This window comes from Salininema proteolyticum (genome assembly GCF_042685645.1).
Lineage (GTDB): Bacteria > Actinomycetota > Actinomycetes > Mycobacteriales > Micromonosporaceae > Salininema > Salininema proteolyticum.
On the sequence record NZ_JBHUNX010000001.1, the window covers coordinates 3,424,125 to 3,444,909 of the forward strand.

Genomic DNA, 20,785 nt, shown 5'->3' on the forward strand with positions numbered 1-20,785 from the left:
CCTCAGCCTCTTCACCGGACGAACGGGAAGTGGACGGCAGCAGAATCCAACCTCGCTTTCCCACTCCGCCAACCGATACGATGATTGTGCCCGAGTCAATCACCCCACACCCCGCACTCGGAATGAGGACCAGCGAATACTCCGAATACGGGGTGCTACCCCGCCGGCAATGTCCCGGCACCCTTTGGAGGGTTCGCATGCTGGAACCATTGGGCTTCGATCAGTTGACCGAAGTCGTCTACACCGCAATCCTGGAAGAACGAGAAACCAGTGTCGACGGGATCGCCCAATCCCTGAAACTGGCGCAGGAGACGGTGGCCCAGACCGTCGACAACCTGGCCAAGATGCAACTCATCGTCGAGAACTCACTGGGGAGACTGGCAGCGGTCGACCCTCAGCTCGGTCTCGCCGCCATGCTCACCAACCAACACGCCGACCTCGTCCGCAGGCAACAGGACATAGAACGATCGCGGCTGGCGGTGGCCACCTGGCTGACACGCTACAGCGGAGACGATTCCTCTCCCGAACCCGACGCGGAGAGGATCCTCGGCCGAGAGAACATCCAATCGCGGTTGCAGCGGCTCGAAAGCGAGTGCGAGTCCGAAGTCCTGTCGCTCAGCCCCGTCAATTCCCTACCGCCCACGCGAATAGAGGAAAGCAGACCCCTCTACCGGCAGTCGCTGGCCCGAGGCATCCGCATCCGGGCGGTCTACCTCGACTCCGTCCGTCAGGACAAGCCGACCATGGACCATTTGCGATGGCTGACCGCCGAAGGCGGGCAAGTGCGGACCATTCCCTCACTGCCCGTCCGGATGCTGATCGTCGACCGGGCGCGGGCCCTCATCCCCATCGCGAACGAACGATGCTCGGACGGCGCGCTCCTGCTGGTCAACGAGAACGTCGTCACGGCCATGGCCGCCCTCTTCCTCGACGTCTGGAGGGAGTCCACGCCCATCGACACCGGGCACCGTGGCGGAGAGCAAACTCTGACCCGCCAGGAAATTCACGTCCTGAGGCTGTGGAGCCAGGGTCTCAAGGACGACGCGGTCGCCCGGAAGATGGGCCTGACGTCGCGGACCATTCGCCGCATAAGCTCCGACCTCATGGACAAGATGGGCGCCAAGAGCCGGTTCATGGCCGGCGTCCTCGCCGTGTCCCAGAACTGGATAGATCCGCACGACTCGGTATGAGGGCCGACCCGGACGGTCCTTCTTCCGGGCGCGGCCCTCTATCGCGCGACGCGAATCCCTAAGCCGGGTCGCACCATTCCCAGGCGATGGCGCAGTTCAGCACCTTCGAGTCCGCGGCCTCGGCCGCGGGCTGAGCCTGCGTGCCCGCGAATCCCAGCAGGAACGCTCCGACCATGGTGACCGCGAGAGCGGTCCGGTGGATCTTGAACATAAGGGGTTCTCCTATCGGATCGGCCTTCCTCAGTTCTATCGGCTGACCGCTCGCGGGTCAATACGATCGTCATGTCCTCAAAAGGAACTTCCTATTGAGGACATGACGGTGTCCGGTTCCCATTCCGGACATGGAATCCGGGTCCTGTTGTGACTCTTGCCATCCCACTTCCACTGCCCTCAGAATCGAATTGCAGTCGCACCAGACCGGCCGGCAAGGAGTGGAACATTATGGACAGAGCGATTTCAGCGAGCTACCTTTTGGCGGATCCTTTCTGGTTCGATAATCCCGCCGAACTCGCCGGCCGGGGCTCCGCACACCGCCTCACCCGGGAATCGCTCGAGGACTGGAGCCGCTCCACACACGGCATTTGGACCGAGCTGAACCCGGTGGGGTGCGTTCTCCCCGAACAGGGCTGGAAAGTCCACCTGAGCTCGACGCCCGCCGACCACGAGGCGGTCGTCGACAGGGCCTGGGAAGTGTGCTCCGAGATGCGCGTCCCCTGGAAATTCCTCTCCCACACCGCGATTCTGAACGCTCAGAACGACAAGGCCTCGCATCGCGGCGCAAGCGGGAAGGCGGTCACCGTCTATCCGGACGGAGAGCAATGTTTGAAAGAACTCCTCGACCGCCTGGAGTCCGCCCTGAAGGGCTGCGAAGGCCCCTACATCCTCTCGGATCTCCGCTGGAAGAATGTGCCGGTCTACCTGCGGTACGGAGCCTTCGCGCGCCTCGTCTGCCTGGACGGCGAGGGTCGGCCCGTCCCCGCGCTGCGGCGGCCGGACGGCGAACTGACCCCCGACAGGAGGAAAGCGGGGTTCGCCCTCCCCGACTGGGTGGACATGCCCGCCTGGCTCAAAGAGGGCACCGGCCATGACCCCGACCGAGTTCCCGACCGACGCGTCGGCGGATACAAGGTCCTCAAGCCACTGCACTACTCCAACTCCGGCGGCGTCTACCTGGCCGAAGACGACCAGGGCAGCCCGGTGGTCCTGAAGGAGGCCCGACCGCACACGGGTGTGGACGGGCGCGGGCGGGACGCGGTCTCCCGGCTCCGGAACGAGTACGAGACGCTGCTCCGACTGGCCGACGCGGCGTGGGCCCCGAAGGTCCACGGCCTGTTCCAGGTGTGGGAGCACCACTTCCTGGCCATGGAGTACATCGAAGGGAAGTCCCTGCAGCAGTACGTCGTGGACGGGTACCCGCTCATCCACCCCGACCCGCCCATTGAGGACCGGCGCGCCTACCGCGATGAGACACTCTGCTACCTTGCCCAGTTGGAGGCGATCGTGGAGGACCTTCACCAGCGCGGCCTCTACTTCGGCGACCTGCACATAAAGAACGTCATCGTCACGCCGCGCGGATCGTTGAAGCTCATCGACTTCGAGGCGGCGGGGCGCATCGACGCACCCGAAGACCTCGCCATCGGGGTGCCCGGCTACATGACCACCGCGACCGACGACCCCGTCGAGAAGGACTGGTTCGCCTTCGCCGCCTGCCAGATCGGGGCAATGGCACCGTTCAACACCCTCTTCCACCTCAACCCGACGGCGATCGACGAAGCGGTGGCCGTGGTCGAGGAGGACTTCGACTGCCGCCGAGACATCGTCGCGCAGATGAGGAGCCGGCTAGGAGGAGGACGCGACATCGGCGGGCGGACGTTGCCGGTTACCCGGCCGGGCCTGCTCGACGCGATTCTGGATTCCGCCCGGAGCGAGCGCACCGACCAGCTGTACCCCGGGGACCCCGCCGGCTTGGAGGACGGCGGCAACCTGGGGCTCGCGTGGGGTGCTTCGGGGGTGTTCCTGGCGTTGCTCGCCTGCGGCCGGAAACCGCCGAGCGCCCACGTCGACTGGCTCGCCGCCAGGGCGGTAGCGGCCCCCAAAGGGACTCCGCCGGGGCTGTACGACGGGCTGGGCGGTGCCGCCCTCCTCCTGCACCGGCTGGGGCACCCGTCGGCAGGGCGAGTCCGGGACAGGGTCGTCGAGGAATGCTCGCGGCTGACCCACAGCCTGATCTCGGGGACGGTGGGCGGAGCCCACCTCTGCCTGGACACGGGGCGCCCCGACGACGGGCTCCAGCTGGCCGGAGCGGTCGCCGACTCGCTCGACGATCCTCTGGCGTTCTCGGGTCCGGGTGCGCTCCACGGCCATTCGGGGGCGGCCCTCCTCTTCGCCCGCTGCCACGCGTTGACGGGCGACCCGTCCTGGGTCCGGGCCGGCCTGGACGCCCTGGAGGCCGAGTCCCGGCACGCCGAGACCAATCCCCACGGCACCGCGCTCGGTCTGCGGCAGAGGACGGGCCTCTACCCCTATCTGGGAAACGGTTCTGCCGGATACGGCCTGGCCCTGCTGGCTTGGAACGATCGACTGGGCGATGACCTGGCCGAACACCTGCGGCTGGCGCTGGACGCGGCCCGTGCCCGGGTGGTCCTCGACGGGAGCCTGTTCAACGGGCGCGCCGGACTCACCTACTTCCTTGCCCAGGCGTCGAGAATCCTGCCCGACCGCCATGGGGACGCCCTGGAGTGCCGCCGCCGGCAGGAGATCTACTTCGGCCGGAGCCCGCACGGACCGGCCGTCATCGGCAGATTCGGCCTGCGCCTCTCCACCGACCTGGCCACGGGTTCGGCGGGAGTCGCCATGGTCGACGAGGTGCTCTCCCGCCCACAGACTTGTGAACTCCCCGGTTTCGAGTTCACAGTTCCGGAAACACCCCGCCGTCCGGCGGACGCGACCGGAATGACATCGATGAAACCCTACGAAAGGATATGACCATGATCGACGTGCTGGACCTCCAGACCATCGAGAACGACGACCTCGACGCGAACGACGGCGTCCTCGCCTCCTCCAACTGGTCCACGGCCAGCTGCAGCTGCGGCGACCAGGCCCTCCAGTAGCAGGCTGACTCCGGGGGCGGGCGGGACCGGATCGCACGGCGCGTCCCGCCCGCCCCCGGACATGCGGTCGCCGACTCTCCTCGGCGGCCGCAATGGCATCGCTCGTTCCGACGCGGTGCCACCCCGCCTCGTCGGCGCAAGAGACGCCAGAGCCTCGGCAGACCCCCGACCGGATTGGGACGTGATGATGACACCCGACCTCCGCACCTACCTCCTCGGACAGACGTCCTCCGTCTACGGCGCCACCGTCGTCACGTTCGCCGTGCCACTGATCGCCGTCAGCGAGCTTGGTGCCGGGCCGTTCGAGGTGTCGCTTTTGACGGCCGCCTCGATCGCCCCCATGCTTTTCTTCGGGCTCCTGATCGCCACGTGGACCGACCGGTTGAGGCGCAAGCGGCCCGGTCTGATCGCCTGCGACCTGGCCTCCGCGGGGATCGTCGCCCTGGCGGGCCTGTACATCCTGGCCTCCGGCGCGTCGCTGTGGCTGTTGATAGCGGTGAACCTGGGGCTGGGCGCTGTCGGCGTCGCCATCGAGTCGCTGTACTTCTCGCACTTGCGGTCCATCGTCCCCGACGACGGCGTCATGGCCGCGCGAGCGCGACTGCAGGGCGGCGAGCAGACCGCCCGAGTCCTCGGGCAGGGGACGTCGAGTCCGCTGGTGGCTTTGGGAGCCCCCGTGGTGTTCATAGTGGACACGGTGACGTCTGTTCTCAGCGCTCTGGCCCTCACGAGGATCCGTACGCCGGAAACGCCCGCGCCCGAAAAGGCCGATGAGGAGAGGTCTCTCTGGTCGGACGTGTTCGCGGGGTTCCGCGTGCTCCGTGAGAACACGTTCCTGCGCTGGTACACCGCCTACACCTCGCTGCAGTCATTCGTCGGCGGCGTCACCCGCACCCTCATGGCGCTCTTGATCCTCACCGTGATCGGCGTCAGCGAGGAGTGGTACTCGCTCATGTTCATCGGGGCGACCGCCGCCGCCTTCGCCGGGACCTTCATCGTCGCCCGCTGGTGTGCCGATATGGACCCGCGGAAGCTTACGACGTTCACCGCAGTCGGTATGGCCGCGAGCGTGGTCCTGCTGCCGGCGGCCTCCGGGCCGTTCCCAGTGGCGGTCGCGTTGGTGGCGATGGCGATCTCCGCGCCGGCCCTCCTCAGCTCCATGCACAATATCGGCATCACCACCTTCATCACGACCGCGGTGGACGAGAACAGGCTCGGTCGGTTCATCGTGACCCTGCGGCTCGTCACCAGCGGAGCGACCCTGGCCGGAGTTCTGGCCGGAGGTTTTCTGGGCGAGCTGTTGGGGGTGCGGGAGGCCCTCTGGGGTGCCGCCGCCTTGTCGCTCACGGGAATCCTGCTGCTGCGCCCACTGTTGGCGGAGCACCGGGATAAAGTGCCGGCGTGACATCGCCGTGTTTGCAAAACCTCAGCGCGGATCGCCATCTAGCTGTTCATCAAGCCCAAGAACTCCCGGTCCAGAACGGTGGCCCTTGCGGTGAAGTCCGCACTGCTCGTCTGGGCAGGAGTTCAACAAGTAGGAGTGCCGGACGATGCGGGGCCGTTCTATGTCCTCCCTGGAGCTATTACAGTCCAGGACCGGCGCTACGGTCGGCTTCTGGCGAGCGGGGAAGGTCCGGATCAGGATCGGAGACGAGAACGGACGCTGACTCGACGAGTTCAAGTCCATCGGTTCGAAGGAGACCTCCCCTTCAACGATCTCGAGCTCACTGAGGCCGGGGCAGAACGGACTCGACGACTCGCACTTCTCTGGGACGAGTTCCCCGACGAGAGAGACGATCTGTCGCGGGCCCGCTGGGACATCGATCCGGTCGGTTCAACCTGTAAGCCAAAGGCGTGACAGCGATCGGGGACGGGTCGCTACCGCTCTCAACGATCCGCCTCCACCGACATGTCACATACCGTCGACGACTGGGCCGAGCGAGTATCGACCGGCATGCGGGACAGGATACTCAGAGTTTTGCAGTAGCCTGGTGGCACCCCGAAATACCACTATATGGAGATCCGATATGAGCTCCGAACCCCTGATTTTCCGACGCCGTTCCTATGTGATCAGCGGTGGCATCACAGTGGGAATCTTCATGGCCGCCACGATCATAGTCACGTTCGTCCTCGTAGCCGAGGCCCTGAGCCCGAATCACCGGCCCGGCGACATCTTCATCGCACTGGCCATTACGATCGGGGGATGTCTTTTGGGGTGGCTTGGTTTCATCCAACCCCGGTACGAGCTCCACCGCGATCACGTCGTCATAGTCAGCCAGTGGGTGACTCAGTACGTCGACTACAGTGCCATCGCAAGGGCGACCGTGGCGAAGGGGGAACTGTTCATTATTCTTCGCGGCGGAAAGTCATTGGTGGGAGCGGCATTCGGTCGAACCGATTGGAACACTTGGTTCGGTGCTCCCCAAGCTGACTGGTGCGCCGACGAGATCAACGAGCGTCGGTTCGAGAGCTCCGGTCCGGGCAATCGAGAACAGGTCCGGCGGCGCGTCAATTGGTGGAATATCGCCATCGTGGCAGTCTTCGCCGGTGCTTTTGCAGCGGTACACGTCGCGGTCGGGTGAATCAGAGCGGTTCAAACGCACAGGAAGAACCGGCGTGAACGCCCCGACTGGGAGTCGAGCACGGCCTTCCCGTGCCATATCGGACACCGGTGAAATCGAACAGGAGGCAGAGCTTGGCCGGGTCCGTCGAAGAAGACACAGAAATGCCGTGTTCGGACGCCGCTCTGAACACCCTGGTGCGACACCGTACTGGAATCCGTTCCGCTCACTCCAGACGGCGGGCCACGGCCTGCCGCAACGCCGTCTCCGCGTCGACTCCGCCCTTCCGGGCCTCGTCCACGAGTTCCAGCAACCGCTTCCCTACCTCTTCCGCCATCGCGGCGGATCCATAATTCTCCGGATTCTCGGACACTGCCCACTCTGAGTCGGTGCGCTGCAGGATCTTCTGCGCGTAAGCGAGGGCCGGCAGGTTCTTCGGCACCCCGTCGGCCGGCGAGGTCCGGTGGGACTTCTCCGCGCCCTTGATCTTGTCCCAGTTCTCGTACAGATCGTCGGCCTCGGCGTCGCCGAAGACGTGCGGGTGGCGGCGGACGAGAACAGGCTCGGCCGGTTCATCGTGACCCTGCGGCTCGTCACCAGCGGAGCGACCCTGGCCGGAGTTCTGGCCGGAGGTTTTCTGGGCGAGCCGTTGGGGGTGCGGGAGGCCCTCTGGGGTGCCGCCGCCCTGTCACTCACGGGAATCCTACTGCTGCGCCCAATATTGGCGGAGCACCGGGAGAAAGCGCTGCGATGACCCTTGCCCGCGCATCGGCCGAAAGCCCTGGCTCTGGGCCGATCGGGCGACTTCCACAACGCCGGACGCGTCCGCCACCGCCCTGTTCGCGGAACCTCAGCGCTTTTCGCCCTCGGGCCGTTCATCACAGCCCTAGAATTCTCGGACCGGAATAGTGGCCATTGCCGTGAAATCCATGCTGCTCGTCTGGAAAAGCGTTCAACAGGTTGGTACCGCCGGCTGGGAATCGGTCGGCACCGACAGCTGCTGTCGACCCTCGTCCCGGCTGCGGAACCCACCGGCCTCCGCCGGATGATCAAACGGCTGAGAGCGGAAGTCCACCATTCGAGTCGAGCAAAACCCAGGCAGAGAGGGAGTCGACGAAGGCGCGTCAGAAAATCGAGGCCCTGCGGGACGCCTTGCAGGACGCTCAACACGAGGACCGTCAACCTTGCGCATGCGCAATGATGGCACAAAGCATATAGCTATTTAACACTCAATGAATAGAATGAAAGGTACTGGACTGGGCTACCGGGGATCCATAGACTGACACTTGTGCGTGTGGTGCCCGTGAGTCGAGGCCCCCGTCGGACTGGACACCGCGGCCTCCGGATCCCCCTGGTCGGACACGCTCAGGATCCCCGACAACCCCCACTCGAAAGTTTGATATGAAACAGAACGACTCCAACCGACCCCCGGCTGCGGTCAAACCCAGATTCATTTCCGCAATTAGTGCTGCGGCCATGTCTGCCGTCGCGTTGCTGGCCGCAGCACCTGCGGCGAACAGCCAGACTTTGGAGGCCGAAGACCTTAAGGCCCTGGAAGTCGCCGTACCATTCGACCTTCCCTCCGAGACGGACACGTTGGTCATGGTCGATGTCTGGCCGACCCAGGAGGCCGAAGGAAAATTCACCCCAGATGAGCAGCTCCCCGCCCATCGCATCATCCCAGAATTCTCCATCAGCCAGAATACCGTGTGGGTCTATCTGGAACCTACCGAATTTCCAGCCAACTACATGGACACAGCCGGCTTCGCCGACATCAATGTGCAGGTCATGACGGCTGGTAGCGATCCCCAGCTGGCGGACACGGGGACTACTATCCGATTCGCCTCCGCCGGATCATGGGAGGGCTGGGTCGATCCCGCCGACACTCCCCCAGAGCTAGGTGAGGTCGCGACACTGTCCAATGAGCAGAAGCAACCGGCAACGGTCGATATGAAGCAGGTGAAAGTCACCGAGGACCTGGATGAGCTCCTGTCAGACGAGGCGAAGTTCGCGTCCCTGAAGAGCGATGTCACTGTCCAAGAGGGCGGTGGCGTTTGCCCGATTACGAAGCCGCGGCATCTCCTCACCCGAAACCGCTGGGCCGCCACTGGTGAAACCTTCACGTTGAAGACCAGCGACAGTACGGCACAAATGATCTACAACAGCGGCAGGGAACACAGCACCACATTCGGTGCGGCCGTCTCCTACGGCGGCGGAGAATACTCCGCAAGCGAGACGCGAACCCGCAGGGACACCTGGGGCCAAACCTTCAATTACGTGAACACGTATCGGCAGTACCGAATCAACGTCGAATTCCGTAAGTACCGGGTTTACGTCGCGTGCGGAAGTATTCGCAAGGACACCTGGATGGCCCACCACGAGACCGGCGGCACCCGCACGTTGGAGCTCGGTAGCCATCCCCAATACCGCCACTGCCAGGCGGTGAGCAACGGTACGTGGACACGCGAATACAGCGGCTACAGGGCCTATGAGCATTCAGGAGGATTCAAGGTCAAGGACATCCTCGGGTTCAATATGAAGGTGATCTCCTATTTCAGCAGCGGGAAGATCTACAACTACAACGTAACCGGAGGGAACAAGGCCATGTGCGGGAAAGAGACGGACCCCGCCTTTGCCGGGCGCCTAGCGCTCAATTACCAGTAGACCGTGCTTCATGGTGCCCGCTCAACCGAGCGGGCACCGCACCCATTGAGCGAGGACCACCGTGAAACGACGCCTGCTGATCACCGTGCCCGTCATTCTTGCCATGACTTCCTGTGGCAACGACGGCCGAGTAGAACACATCGAGAACTCCACCGACCCCCTCTCGCTCAGACATGGCGGAGACAAGGGATCATACGCGCAATACCGACCCGAAGGCCTCGCCGAAGACGCGTCATGGAACGCCCTGTTCGGAGCTATGACACCGTGCGTCGTCGATGACAGCGAATCCCTGACTTTGGAAGAGATTCGTTGGGATAGTCCCGAAGGCACCGAACCAGAAGAATCCCGTGTCGTCATTCGCCACTTCACAAGAACACCGGACGACACCGGCTTCGAGGGACTCCTCGGAACGATTGATGACCCGGTCAACTACGAGATCGGTGGGACGATGCGAGAGGGCGTCGACGGTTTCAAAGTCACTGCACGGTGCGATGATGTGCTTACAGCAGACGAACGCGACGAACTGATCATCAGTCTCCAAGCGGGCCCACAGGGGGCGTACATCCGCGACATCGAGATCGATTATCGGACCGGCAACGGCGACGAATTCACCCTCCAACACACGTGGGAATACGCGCTGTGCGGCACCAAAGTCGCCGAATCGTTCGACTGCTCTCCCTCCAAGTAGAGCGGCCACGACGACCTCCATTGCCGAAGCGAGGGCAGGTTGTTCCGCGTGGAACAAGACCGTGGCAGCTCTCGTGGTGAGTTTGAGGCCGGCGTGTCGATGCTTGTGGGACGGCTTCAGTGGATGAGTCGGCCACCGACGAAAACGAGCACGATTGGTAGGACTTGTCAGGGTCCGTCGAAGAAGGCACAGAAATATCATGCTCGGCCGCCGCGCAGAAAGTCTTGGTGCGAACCAGAACTAGCAATCGGAGGGATCACTCCAGTCGACGGGCCACGGCCTGCCGCAACGCCGTCTCCGCGTCGACTCCGCCCTTCCGGGCCTCGTCCACGAGCTCCAGCAACTTCTCCCCTACCTCCTCCGCCATCGCGGCGGACCCGTAGTTCTCCGGATGCTCCGAGACGGCCCACTCTGAGTCGGTGCGCTGCAAGATCTTCTGCGCGTAAGCGAGGGCCGGCAGGTTCTTCGGCACCCCGTCGGCCGGCGAGGTCCGGTGGGACTTCTCCGCACCCTTGATCTTGTCCCAGTTCTCGTACAGATCCTCGGCCTCGGCATCGCCGAAGACGTGCGGGTGGCGGCGGACGATCTTGTCGACGATCCCGGCCGCCACGGCGTCGATGTCGAACTCCCCCGCTATGCGCGCGTGCAGGATCGGCTGGAACAGCAGGTCCCCCAGCTCCTCTTCGAGGTCCTCGGCGGACTCGCCGTCGATCGCCTCCAGCGTCTCGTAGGTCTCCTCCAGCAGGAACCTGGACAGCGTCTGGTGCGTCTGCCCCTTGTGCCACGGGCAGCCCTTCTCCGCGCCGTGCAAAGCGTCCACTGTGTCGACCAGGTCGAGCACGCGCGATCCTCTGCGCCCCCATGAGGCCTCCAGTATCTCGGCTTCGCCGAGATCGTCGCCCTCGTTCTCGATCCACACGCCCTCGTCCAGATCGCGAACCGAACCGAGGACCTTGACGTCCACCCCTGCCGCCACGACGGCCTCGGTCGCCTCGCTCTCCCGCGACGCGGCCACGGTCGGAGCCGCGAACAGAGCCTTCCACGCCGCACCGGAATAGAGCCCCGGAGCGACGGCGCTCGACGCTCTGAGTACGGTCACGCTCATACGGCCGCCTCCTTCGGAGCCGGCATGATGTCGGCGATGAACGTCGCGCACCACTGCAGAAGCTCGATGCCGTCGAACGGCTTCGCCCCCATGCCGCCCGCCTTCGGACGCGGCAGCGAGATGAGCCCGGCGGGCGCCTTGTACGTCGCCTCCGGATAGAGCCGCTTGAGACGCACCTGCTTGGACTCGGGCAGGTCGACGTGCGAGAACCGCAGATTGCGCCCCTGCACGGACACGTCCTGGAGCCCGGCGTTGCGCGCCATGATCCGGAAGCGCGCCAAGTGGTAGAGGTTCTGCAACTCCTCCGGAGCGGGCCCGTAGCGGTCGGACAGTTCCTCCTCGACCTCCTTGAGCTCGCCCTCGCTCCGCACCTCCGAGATCTTCCGGTAGGCCTCCAGGCGGAGCCGCTCCACCGACACATAGTCGATCGGGATGCTCGCGTTGAGCGGCAGCTCCACCTTGATCGGCTCGGCCGGCGGCGCGCCCTCCTCCTTGTACTGCTGCACAGCCTCTCCGACCATGCGCAGGTAGAGGTCGAAGCCGACGTCGGCGATGTGGCCGGACTGCTCAGCACCGAGGAGGTTGCCCGCGCCGCGGATCTCGAGATCCTTCATCGCCACGTACATGCCCGCGCCCAGCTCGGAGTGCTGCGCGATCGTCGCGAGCCGCTCGTGCGCGGTCTCGGACAGCGGCGTCTCGGACGGGTAGAGGAAGTAGGCGTAGGCGCGCTCGCGGGAACGTCCGACGCGCCCGCGGATCTGGTGCAACTGGGAGAGGCCCAGCACGTCGGCGCGCTCGACGATCAGCGTGTTCGCGTTGGGGATGTCGATGCCCGACTCGATGATGGTGGTGGACACCAGGACGTCGTACTCCCCGTCCCAGAAGCCCTGCATGATCGTCTCGAGCTCCTTCTCGGACATCTTGCCGTGGGCGACGACGATCCGCGCCTCGGGCACGAGCTCGCGCAGGCGCTCGGCGGCGCGGTCGATGCTCTCGACCCTGTTGTGCAGGTAGAAGGCCTGGCCGTCGCGCAGCAGCTCGCGGCGGATCGCGGCGGCGACCTGTTTGGACTCCCACGCGCCGACGTAGGTCAGGACCGGGTGACGCTCTTCGGGGGGCGTGGCGATCTGGGACATCTCGCGGATGCCGGTCACCGCCATCTCCAGCGTCCTGGGGATGGGCGTCGCCGACATGGTGAGCACGTCGACCGAGGCGCGGAGCGCCTTGAGCTGCTCCTTCTGCTGCACGCCGAAGCGCTGCTCCTCGTCGACGACGATGAGTCCGAGGTTCTTGAAGACCGTCTCGGCCTGGAGGAGGCGGTGCGTGCCGATGACGATGTCCACCGACCCGTCGGTGAGACCCTTCTGGATCTCCATGGCGTCGCGCGTGGTCTGGAAGCGCGAGAGCTGCCGGATCTTGACCGGGAACTGGCCCATGCGCTCGACGAAGGTGTTGTAGTGCTGGGACGCCAGGAGGGTGGTCGGCACGAGCACCGCGACCTGCTTGCCGTCCTGCACGGCCTTGAAGGCGGCCCGCACGGCGATCTCCGTCTTGCCGAAGCCGACGTCGCCGGAGACGAGCCGGTCCATCGGCATCTCGGCCTCCATGTCGGACTTGGTGTCGATGATCGCCGACATCTGGTCGGGCGTCTCGATGTAGGGGAAGGCGTCCTCCAGCTCGCGCTGCCACGGCGAGTCCGCTCCGAAGGCGTGCCCCTTCGCGGCCTGGCGCTGGGCGTAGAGCTGGATCAGCTCGCCGGCGATCTCCTTGACGGCCTTGCGAGCGCGGCGCTTGGTCTTCTGCCAGTCGGACCCGCCGAGCTTGTGCAGCGACGGCGACTCCCCGCCGACGTAGCGGGAGAGCTGGTCGAGCGCGTCGGTCGGCACGAAGAGCCGGTCGCCGGGCTGGCCGCGCTTGGAGGGCGCGTACTCCAGGACGAGGTACTCGCGCTCGGCCCCGGCGATGGCGCGGCGCACCATCTCGACGAACTTGCCCACGCCGTGCGAGTCGTGGACGACGAAGTCGCCGGGCTTGAGCTCCATGGGGTTGACGGTGCCGCGCCGGCGCACGGCCTTGCCCTGGCGCGGGCGCACGGCCGCGAGCGCCTTGCCGCCCAGGATGTCGGCGGCGGTGACGACGGCGGTCTTGGCCACGGGGTCGGTGAAGCCCTGCTGGAGGTGTCCGACGCAGGCGGTGACCTCGCCGGCGGGGAAGGCCTCGGGGACGGTGGCGACGTGGGCGCCGACTCCGGCCTCCTTCAGCTGTTCGGCGGCGCGTTCGGCTCCGCCCAGCGCGGGGTAGACGACGGCGACGGAGTAGCCCTCGCCGAGGTGGCCGCGGATGTCGGCGACGAGTTTCGCGGCGTCGTTGTGGTAGCGGGGCGTGGAGGCGATCCCGAGGTCGACGGTGGTGCCGAACTCGGCGACGGAGGAGGATCCGCCTTCGCCGGTGATGTCGGCGAGTTCGGCGGCGACGGGGTCGAGGTCGGTGTCCGGGGCGGCGGCGAAGGGGGAGAGCGTCCACCAGTTCTGGCCCTTGGCCAGCACGGTGGTGCGGGCGTCGGCGAGGTCGCGGAAGACGGCGGCGCCGAGGTCGACGGGGGCCTGTCCGCCCACGGCGGCGGCCTCCCACGAGGCGTTGAGGAACTCGGTGGAGGTCTGGGTCAGGTCTACGGCGCGGGCCTTGATGCGCTCGGGGTCGATGGCGACGACGAGCGTGTCGGAGGGGAGCGTCTCGTTGAACAGTTCGAGGTTGTCGGCTCCGACCAGCAGCGGGATGAGCGACTCCATGCCGTCGGTCGGGATGCCCTGGGAGAGTTTCTCGGCCGTGTCGGCCAGTCCGGGGTACTCCTCGGCGACGTGGGCGGCCTTCTGGCGGACTTCGTCGGTGAGGAGGAGCTCGCGGCAGGCGACGGCGCGCACGGAGCGGACTTCGTCGAGGGAGCGCTGGTCGGCGACGGAGAACTCGCGCATGGAGTCGATCTCGTCGCCGAAGAACTCGATGCGGACTGGGTGGGGGGCGGTGGGCGGGAAGAGGTCGAGGATGCCTCCGCGCAGGGCGAACTCGCCGCGCTTCTCGACGAGGTCGACCCTCTCGTAGGCGAGTTCGCCGAGTCGGGCGGTGAGGTCGTCGAGGTCGTGGTCGTCGCCGGCGTGCAGTTCGAGCGGGGCGCGCACGCCCAGGCCCTTCATCTGGGGCTGGAGGGCGCCTCGGACGGGGGTGACGATGACGCGGGGGACGTCGCCGGTGTGGAGGCGGTGGAGGAGCTCGAGGCGGCGGGCCACGGTGTCGGAGCGCGGGGAGAGGCGTTCGTGGGGGAGGGTCTCCCAGGCGGGGTAGTAGGCGACGGAGTCCTCGTCGAGGTAGGAGGTGAGGGCCTCGACGAGTTCCTCGGCCTCGCGGCTGGTCGCGGTGACGGCGACGAGGGGCCGGTAGGGCCTGCCGTCGCCTTCGGCGCGGCGGCTGAGGTGGGCCAGGGCGAGGGACTGGGCGGCGGGGACAGTCACGATGTCCACGTCGTCGCGGCGTTCTCCGGCGAGGGCGGCGAGGCGTTGGAGTCGCGGGTTGGCGCCCTCGGCTTCGAGCAGCGCGGTGAGGGCGGGCGCGGAGGATGGGCCGTGGTCGGCGGGTGTGGCTGGCACTCGTTGCTCCCGAACGGATCGCGGTGTGTTCTGGCGGTGTTGGCGGACGGCCGGGCGGCCCTGTGGGGCCGGGCGGCTCCGGTCGGACCGGGCGGCCCCGGTCGGAGAGTCTCGTGGAGGTTCGCCGCGTGGTTCTGCGCGAACCGATCGATTCTAACTCAAGTCGGGGACGGTTCGCGGCGCGCCGTTGCCGTTCTCTCATGAGGGGTCGTTCTGTCCTATTCTTTCCCCCATGGTCGCCTCGCGTCGTCTGCGGGGTCTCGCCGTATTCATCCCTAATCGGTACCATCTATAGATAATTACCAATATTTGGCACGGCCCGTGCTCCCGACCCGCCGGAGGTTCCCATGAGAATCGTCAAGACCGCCGCGCTCGCCGCCCTGGTCCTCTTCTTCACCTCGCTGATGCCCGGAATGTCCCACGCCGCCGACGGGACCTCCTATGTCGCGATGGGAGACTCCTTCGCCTCCGGCGCGGGGGCCGGCTCCTACTACCCCGACACCGCCAGCAAGAAGGGCGACGGCTGCTACCGCTCGCAGAACGCCTACGGCCCGCTGCTGGGCACCGAGCTCGGGGCGGACCTCGACTTCCGGGCCTGCAGCGGCGCCCGGATCCCCGACATCTACGCCGACCAGGTCGACGCCCTGGACGACTCCACCGGGCTGGTCACCCTCTCGGTGGGAGGCAACGACATCGGCTTCGCCGACGTGCTGAGCACGTGCACCTTCAACGGGACCTCGACCTGTGAGGCACGCGTCGACGAGGCCGAGCGGCAGGCCACCGAGGACCTGCCGTCCGAACTGGACGCGCTCTACGCCGAAGTGCGCCAGTCGGCCCCGAACGCGGACGTCCTCATCGTGGGCTACCCCGTCCTCTTCGTCGAGCAGACCTGCTGGGGGAACCTGGGCATCAACACCACCGAGCAGAAGTTCATCAACGACGCCACCTACGTGCTGCGCGACGTGGTCGCCGCCGCGGCGGGACGCGCCGGATTCTCCTTCGCCGACCCGATCGACGAGTTCGACGGCAGGGGCGTCTGCGCCTCGGGGTCCTACGTGAACGGGCTCAAGTCCGACCTGGCGGAGTCCTACCACCCCAACGCGACCGGGCACGCCGACGGGTTCATGCCGGAGCTCCGGAGCGCCGTCGCGGCCGTCGCCGCCAGTTGACGCCGACGCCGATCCAGCTGCGAGGTCGGCGGGCGGCGCCTAGAATGAAGCCAGTCGTACGCCGACCACTCAGCGTCCGCGCGGTCGGGACCAACTGTTACCGTTCTCCTTGAACGCCCGAGCATTAGGAGGAGTTCTCATGGCTCAACCCGACCTGCCCCAGTTCCCCGGACCCGAACCGGGACGGGGACCCGCGCCGAAGGCCCGCCCCGGCGTCGTCACAGTCGCCGTCCTTCTCCAGTACGCGACCGCCGCCGTCCTGATCCTGGCGGGCATCTCCCTGTTCGCCCTGAAGGACCCCGTGGCCGACGGACTGCGCGACTTCCTGCCGCAGTCGGAGGGCTGGGACGACCTGCCCCAGGCCGAGCAGACGGACATCCTGAACAACCTGGCCAGCGTCATCGGCGTGTTCGCCACCATCGCCTTCATCATCCTCGCCGTCTTCGCCGCGGTCCACGTGATCCTGGCGATCTTCAACTCCAAGGGCAAGAACCCGGCCCGCATCCTCTCCTGGATCACGTCGGCGATCATGCTGGCCTGCTGCGGGCTCGGCAGCCTCAGCGAGGTCCTCGGGGGCGACACGCCTCCGACCGACGCCGCGGCGGTCCAGCAGCAGGCGGCGGCCGAGAAGATCGACGAGCTGATCCCCGCGTGGGTCAACGGAGTCTGGTGGCTGGCGCTCATCATGTCCACTCTGGGCGCCCTGCTCATCATCATCTTCCTCGCCCTGCCGAAGGCCAACGAGTTCTTCCGCAAGGAGCAGCCGCAGCACCCCTACATGTGAGGGGCGCTCCCGGAGAGTTCCACAGGGGACTCACCGGGAGACACCGCCGGGTCGCCGGCGGAGGACAAGTCGCCGAGAGGGGCCGGACGTATCGTCCGGCCCCTCTCGGCGTTCCAGGGGGCGTCCCCTCCGGAGGAGAGCGGGTCCGGCGGACCCGGGTGCCGTGTCCTCCGAAGGGGACCGGTCTCAGTAGAGGAAGTCGACGATCCTCGCGCGCATGGACTGCGGGTCGATCCCGTTCCACCGGTCGTGGTCCTCGGGCGTTCCGTAGCGGTGCAGGTCGCGGTTTTTCACGCCGATCGACAGGAGGCGGTGCATCTTGCGGCCCATGGCCTCGCTGATCCGGGACGCGCTCGTCCCCTCCAGGTAGGGCTCCACTAGCACGACGGCCTCCCGCCCGAAGGCGTCGACGGGGAACTTCGCCAGGTTGCTCGGCGTGGCGGTGTAGACAACGGTGATGTCGAGGTCCCGCACGGCCTCCAGAACCGGGTCGAGCATCGGCCCCACGGCCACGACGACGCCCTGCCGCCCCTGGGAGAAGGGCGCGAAGCCGCCGATGCCCTCGGGGAACGGCTCCGCGTTGGAGCGGGTGGACAGGCGGACGTAGACGCGCTCCTCGCTCCCGGCGGCCTCCCGGAGCACCGCGTCGACCTCGGCGGCGTGCCCGGGGACGTGGACGGTGAACCCGGGGATCGAGCCCAGCAGCGCGACGTCGGAGGGGCTGTAGTGCGTGTAGCCGCCCTGCGACCAGTCATAGGAGGCGCCGGTGCTCACCAGGATCCCGCTGAGTCCCTGGTGGACGAAGTCGAGCTTGATCTGCTCGAAGGCCCGCTCCACGAGGAAGGGCGCGTAGGAGTGCAGGATCGGCCGGTAGCCCTCCAGGGCGGTGCCGGCGGCCATCCCGACCATCAGCTGTTCGCGGATGCCGACGTCGAAGGCGCGCTCGGGGTGTTTCCGGAGCAGGGGCCCGAGCTGGTCCCCGCCCGCCCCGATGGCGGCCAGGACGAGGCTGAGCCGGGAGTCGGCGTCCATCAGCTCGGCGGTGGTCTGCATGAAGGTCTCGCGCATCTCGGCGGCGGTGATGACGTTGCGCATGGTCTCGTTCCTCTTCTTTGAGTATTGTTCGCCGGTCAGGCGCGGTAGCGGGCGACGACGACCTTGGGGCCGTCGGCGCGGTGGTCCAGGGCCGCCCGGGCGAGCGCGTCGTGGTCGGAGGTATCCACCGTCTCGGCGGTCCAGCCGTGAGCGGTGAAGCGGCCCGGGAGGTCCCCGCCCCAGCCGTGGGAGGCGGAGTCGTTGTCGAGGACGATGGCGGTCAGCCCCGCGGTGCCGGTCAGCCCGGCGTAGGCGATGGCCTCGTGGTTGCTGCCCTCGTCGAGTTCGCCGTCGCCGATGACGACGTACATGTGCGGCTTGGTGAGCCCCTGAGCCCGCATCGCCGCGAGGGAGCCGAGCGCCAGCGGGAGTCCGTGGCCCAGCGAGCCGGAGGAGATCTCCACGCCGGGTATGCGGAGCCGGTCGGGGTGGCCCCCGAGGGGCGACTCGGGCTCGTACATCGACTCCAGCCAGTGGAAGGGGATGAACCCCTTGCGGGCCAGGACGATGTAGAGGGCGGTGGCGCGGTGCCCCTTGGAGATGAAGTAGCGGTCGCGGTAGGGGCTGTCGACCGTGGCCGGGGTGATGTCGAGGACCCGGTCGTACATGGTCCAGTGGAGGTCGAGGGCGTAGTGGTCGTCGACGTAGCGGTTGTCGGGCTGCAGCTCTCCTGCGAAGTTCTTGAGAGTGGTGAAATCTACGGTGCGCATGCCACTCAGTATTAAAGTTAAAGTTAACTTGAGATCAAGCATCTGGTGATGGAGGTCACATGGTTTTGTCGGAGATGACCATAGGAGAGTTCTCGGACCGCTGCGGCGCCTCGCAGCCCACGCTGCGCTTCTATGAGGACAAGGGGCTCATCCGGTCCCACCGCACGTCCGGGAACCAACGCCGCTACCACCGCCGCGAACTGCGCCGGGTGGCCTTCATCCGGGCCTCGCAGGCGGTCGGCATGTCGCTGGCCGAGATCAAGGAGGCCCTCGACCGGCTCCCCGGGAACCGGACCCCCACCCCGAAGGACTGGCAGTCGATCTCCACGATCTGGCGCGAGCGGCTCGACGCCAAGATCGCCACACTGGTGACCCTGCGGGACGACCTCGACGGGTGCGTCGGCTGCGGCTGCCTCTCAGCCAAGAACTGCGCGCTGGTCAATCCCGACGATACCGCACCGCGCGCCGAGGGGCGCTACAACACGCTGGAGCCGGACACCCGGTAGAGGGAGGCCCGACGGCGGAAACGGCCCGAGTTCGGCGACGGACGGCGGATCACCGACCAATGCGGCCCCGACCCGGCTCCCGCTCCGCGTCCGACCTATGGGCGGTCGACCGAGGCTTCCGCCGCGTTCCGCCACCTCGAAATCCACGCCTCCCCGGAGTAGACTGTCCGCCATGAGAGTCTCCTCGGTCAACATCGGCAAGCTGCAAGAGAACCCCTGGCAGGACTACGAGCACACCGGCATCGACAAGAGCCCCGTGCAGGGTCCCGTCGCACTCCACTCCCCCTCCGAACTCGGCGAGAGCGGCGTGGCCGGCGACGAGCTGGGCGACAAGAAGCACCACGGCGGCCACGTTCAGGCCGTGTACTCCTATGCGGCGGAGGACTACCGGCTGTTCGAGCGGATCACCGGCCGGACCTTCGCCCCCGGCGCCTTCGGCGAGAACCTCACGACCGAGGGCCTCGACGTCAACGCGCTCGTCCTCGGCCAGCTCGTCCGCGTCGGTCCGGACGTCGTCCTGGAGGCCAGCGCCCCGCGCATCCCCTGCAACACCTTCCGCGGATATATGGACACCGCCGGATGGCTCAAGACCTTCACCGCCCAGATGAAACCCGGCGCCTACTTCCGCGTGATCGAGGAGGGCGAGGTGCGGGCCGGCGACGCCATCGAACCCCTGGAGGCGCCCGCCCACGGCTACACCATCGCGAAGTACTTCGAGGGCCGCATGCGCGACAAGAAGATCCTCCACGACATGAACGCCGCGCCGGGACTGCCCGAGTACGTGGCCGCCTACCTGGAGCGGAAACTCGCCTCCTAGCGAGGGAAAATCGATTTCCCCCGCACGGCGTCCCTTCTAGACTGAGACGATGCACGCCGTATCGGTCAACATCGCCCGCCCCCGTTCGAACCCCTGGAAGAGCGCCGCGAAGACCGGCATCGACAAGCGCCCCGTCACGGGGCCGGTCGCCGTCTCCGCGCCCGATTCCCCCTCCGGAAGCGGAGCGGGCGGCGACTTCATCGGCGACCGCGAGCACCACGGCGGACCCGCGCAAGCCGTGTACGCCTACGCGAGCGAGGACTACGGCTTCTTCTCCGAGCTACTCGGCCGCGACCTCGGCCCGGGCCGGTTCGGCGAGAACCTGACGACCGAGGGGGTCGACCTCAACAGCCTGGTCCTCGGACAGCGGATCCGAGTGGGGCCCTCGGTGGTCCTGGAGGCCACCGGCCCGCGCATCCCCTGCGGGACCTTCCGCGGCTGGATGGACGTGCCCGGCTGGCTGAAGACGTTCACCGCCGAAGAACGCCCCGGAACCTACTTCGCCGTAGCCGAGGCCGGGGAGATTCGCGCCGGCGACGCGATCACCGTCCTCGGCGAACCCGGGCACGGAGTCACCGTCGCCCGCTTCTTCCGCGCGTACATGCGCGACCGAGAGGAGCTCCGGCGCATCGCTGAGCCCCCGGGCCTGCCGGAGTACACGAAACAGGAACTGGCCGAAGCGCTGAACCCGGCGCCGTGAGGCCCGCTCGGCGGAACCGGTCCCGCCGAGCGGATTCGCTGCGTC

18 protein-coding genes are annotated in these 20,785 nt (G+C 66.8%); 13 read left to right on the forward strand and 5 right to left on the reverse strand.

From position 1 onward, the window contains the following. Positions 1-197 precede the first annotated feature (197 nt). Positions 198-1,190, forward strand: coding sequence for a LuxR C-terminal-related transcriptional regulator (locus ACFTE1_RS15845; RefSeq protein ID WP_380621294.1), 993 nt, complete (start codon positions 198-200; stop codon positions 1,188-1,190). A gap of 58 nt (positions 1,191-1,248) precedes the next feature. Here the strand turns inward: ACFTE1_RS15845 and ACFTE1_RS15850 are convergent, their stop codons facing one another. Next, positions 1,249-1,401, reverse strand: coding sequence for a hypothetical protein (locus tag ACFTE1_RS15850; protein ID WP_380621296.1), 153 nt, complete (start codon positions 1,399-1,401; stop codon positions 1,249-1,251). A 230-nt stretch (positions 1,402-1,631) separates the two neighbouring features. Between ACFTE1_RS15850 and lanKC the strand changes: the two genes are divergently transcribed. The 7 genes from lanKC (at position 1,632) to ACFTE1_RS15885 (ending at position 10,213) form a co-directional block, all read left to right on the forward strand. Continuing rightward, complete coding sequence (gene lanKC / locus ACFTE1_RS15855) at positions 1,632-4,175, forward strand: class III lanthionine synthetase LanKC (protein ID WP_380621298.1); 2,544 nt, start codon at positions 1,632-1,634, stop codon at positions 4,173-4,175. A gap of 2 nt (positions 4,176-4,177) precedes the next feature. After that, positions 4,178-4,300: a hypothetical protein gene (locus ACFTE1_RS15860; RefSeq protein ID WP_380621300.1), complete on the forward strand. Its 123-nt coding sequence runs from the start codon at positions 4,178-4,180 to the stop codon at positions 4,298-4,300. A 184-nt stretch (positions 4,301-4,484) separates the two neighbouring features. After that, entirely contained in the window at positions 4,485-5,705 is a 1,221-nt protein-coding gene (locus ACFTE1_RS15865; RefSeq protein ID WP_380621703.1) for an MFS transporter, read from the forward strand. A 622-nt stretch (positions 5,706-6,327) separates the two neighbouring features. Continuing rightward, positions 6,328-6,882, forward strand: coding sequence for a hypothetical protein (locus tag ACFTE1_RS15870; protein ID WP_380621302.1), 555 nt, complete (start codon positions 6,328-6,330; stop codon positions 6,880-6,882). Between the two features lie 442 nt (positions 6,883-7,324). After that, positions 7,325-7,615 (forward strand): hypothetical protein, encoded by a 291-nt coding sequence (locus ACFTE1_RS15875; protein WP_380621304.1) that lies wholly within the window; start codon positions 7,325-7,327, stop codon positions 7,613-7,615. 647 nt (positions 7,616-8,262) lie between these two features. Next, the gene (locus ACFTE1_RS15880; protein WP_380621306.1) at positions 8,263-9,525 is read left to right on the forward strand and encodes a hypothetical protein; all 1,263 of its coding nucleotides are present in this window, start codon (positions 8,263-8,265) and stop codon (positions 9,523-9,525) included. 61 nt (positions 9,526-9,586) lie between these two features. After that, complete coding sequence (locus ACFTE1_RS15885) at positions 9,587-10,213, forward strand: hypothetical protein (RefSeq protein ID WP_380621308.1); 627 nt, start codon at positions 9,587-9,589, stop codon at positions 10,211-10,213. A gap of 256 nt (positions 10,214-10,469) precedes the next feature. Here ACFTE1_RS15885 and ACFTE1_RS15890 read toward each other — a convergent pair whose 3' ends face one another. After that, positions 10,470-11,318 carry a MazG nucleotide pyrophosphohydrolase domain-containing protein gene (locus ACFTE1_RS15890; RefSeq protein WP_380621310.1) on the reverse strand — a complete coding sequence of 283 codons (849 nt, stop codon included), beginning with the start codon at positions 11,316-11,318 and terminating at the stop codon, positions 10,470-10,472. After that, on the reverse strand, positions 11,315-14,959 hold the full coding sequence (gene mfd, locus ACFTE1_RS15895) for a transcription-repair coupling factor (RefSeq protein WP_380621312.1): 3,645 nt from the start codon (positions 14,957-14,959) through the stop codon (positions 11,315-11,317). Before mfd ends, ACFTE1_RS15890 begins: the two co-directional genes overlap by 4 nt. A gap of 347 nt (positions 14,960-15,306) precedes the next feature. Here mfd and ACFTE1_RS15900 point away from each other — a divergent pair, with 347 nt between their 5' ends. After that, the gene (locus tag ACFTE1_RS15900) at positions 15,307-16,128 is read left to right on the forward strand and encodes an SGNH/GDSL hydrolase family protein (RefSeq protein ID WP_380621314.1); all 822 of its coding nucleotides are present in this window, start codon (positions 15,307-15,309) and stop codon (positions 16,126-16,128) included. A gap of 139 nt (positions 16,129-16,267) precedes the next feature. Next, the gene (locus ACFTE1_RS15905) at positions 16,268-16,912 is read left to right on the forward strand and encodes a hypothetical protein (RefSeq protein ID WP_380621316.1); all 645 of its coding nucleotides are present in this window, start codon (positions 16,268-16,270) and stop codon (positions 16,910-16,912) included. 186 nt (positions 16,913-17,098) lie between these two features. Here the strand turns inward: ACFTE1_RS15905 and ACFTE1_RS15910 are convergent, their stop codons facing one another. Together ACFTE1_RS15910 and ACFTE1_RS15915 are read right to left on the reverse strand one after the other, a co-directional pair. Next, positions 17,099-18,007 carry a transketolase family protein gene (locus tag ACFTE1_RS15910; protein WP_380621318.1) on the reverse strand — a complete coding sequence of 303 codons (909 nt, stop codon included), beginning with the start codon at positions 18,005-18,007 and terminating at the stop codon, positions 17,099-17,101. Positions 18,008-18,042: 35 nt separating this feature from the next. Beyond that, entirely contained in the window at positions 18,043-18,717 is a 675-nt protein-coding gene (locus tag ACFTE1_RS15915) for a transketolase (RefSeq protein WP_380621320.1), read from the reverse strand. 59 nt (positions 18,718-18,776) lie between these two features. Here ACFTE1_RS15915 and soxR point away from each other — a divergent pair, with 59 nt between their 5' ends. The 3 genes from soxR (at position 18,777) to ACFTE1_RS15930 (ending at position 20,740) form a co-directional block, all read left to right on the forward strand. Continuing rightward, positions 18,777-19,223, forward strand: a complete 447-nt coding sequence (gene soxR, locus ACFTE1_RS15920; protein WP_380621322.1) for a redox-sensitive transcriptional activator SoxR — start codon at positions 18,777-18,779, stop codon at positions 19,221-19,223. Positions 19,224-19,395: 172 nt separating this feature from the next. After that, positions 19,396-20,040, forward strand: coding sequence for an MOSC domain-containing protein (locus ACFTE1_RS15925; RefSeq protein WP_380621324.1), 645 nt, complete (start codon positions 19,396-19,398; stop codon positions 20,038-20,040). Positions 20,041-20,089: 49 nt separating this feature from the next. Continuing rightward, positions 20,090-20,740: an MOSC domain-containing protein gene (locus ACFTE1_RS15930; RefSeq protein ID WP_380621326.1), complete on the forward strand. Its 651-nt coding sequence runs from the start codon at positions 20,090-20,092 to the stop codon at positions 20,738-20,740. Positions 20,741-20,785 lie beyond the last annotated feature (45 nt).

What these genes read in the sequence shown, in the direction of transcription:
- ACFTE1_RS15845 (WP_380621294.1), top strand. Translation starts at nt 198, where the DNA reads ATGCTGGAACCATTGGGCTTCGATCAGTTGACCGAAGTCGTCTACACC.
- ACFTE1_RS15850 (WP_380621296.1), bottom strand. Translation starts at nt 1,401, where the DNA reads ATGTTCAAGATCCACCGGACCGCTCTCGCGGTCACCATGGTCGGAGCG.
- lanKC (WP_380621298.1), top strand. Translation starts at nt 1,632, where the DNA reads ATGGACAGAGCGATTTCAGCGAGCTACCTTTTGGCGGATCCTTTCTGG.
- ACFTE1_RS15860 (WP_380621300.1), top strand. Translation starts at nt 4,178, where the DNA reads ATGATCGACGTGCTGGACCTCCAGACCATCGAGAACGACGACCTCGAC.
- ACFTE1_RS15865 (WP_380621703.1), top strand. Translation starts at nt 4,485, where the DNA reads ATGATGACACCCGACCTCCGCACCTACCTCCTCGGACAGACGTCCTCC.
- ACFTE1_RS15870 (WP_380621302.1), top strand. Translation starts at nt 6,328, where the DNA reads ATGAGCTCCGAACCCCTGATTTTCCGACGCCGTTCCTATGTGATCAGC.
- ACFTE1_RS15880 (WP_380621306.1), top strand. Translation starts at nt 8,263, where the DNA reads ATGAAACAGAACGACTCCAACCGACCCCCGGCTGCGGTCAAACCCAGA.
- ACFTE1_RS15890 (WP_380621310.1), bottom strand. Translation starts at nt 11,318, where the DNA reads ATGAGCGTGACCGTACTCAGAGCGTCGAGCGCCGTCGCTCCGGGGCTC.
- ACFTE1_RS15900 (WP_380621314.1), top strand. Translation starts at nt 15,307, where the DNA reads ATGAGAATCGTCAAGACCGCCGCGCTCGCCGCCCTGGTCCTCTTCTTC.
- ACFTE1_RS15905 (WP_380621316.1), top strand. Translation starts at nt 16,268, where the DNA reads ATGGCTCAACCCGACCTGCCCCAGTTCCCCGGACCCGAACCGGGACGG.
- ACFTE1_RS15910 (WP_380621318.1), bottom strand. Translation starts at nt 18,007, where the DNA reads ATGCGCAACGTCATCACCGCCGCCGAGATGCGCGAGACCTTCATGCAG.
- ACFTE1_RS15915 (WP_380621320.1), bottom strand. Translation starts at nt 18,717, where the DNA reads ATGCGCACCGTAGATTTCACCACTCTCAAGAACTTCGCAGGAGAGCTG.
- soxR (WP_380621322.1), top strand. Translation starts at nt 18,777, where the DNA reads ATGGTTTTGTCGGAGATGACCATAGGAGAGTTCTCGGACCGCTGCGGC.
- ACFTE1_RS15925 (WP_380621324.1), top strand. Translation starts at nt 19,396, where the DNA reads ATGAGAGTCTCCTCGGTCAACATCGGCAAGCTGCAAGAGAACCCCTGG.
- ACFTE1_RS15930 (WP_380621326.1), top strand. Translation starts at nt 20,090, where the DNA reads ATGCACGCCGTATCGGTCAACATCGCCCGCCCCCGTTCGAACCCCTGG.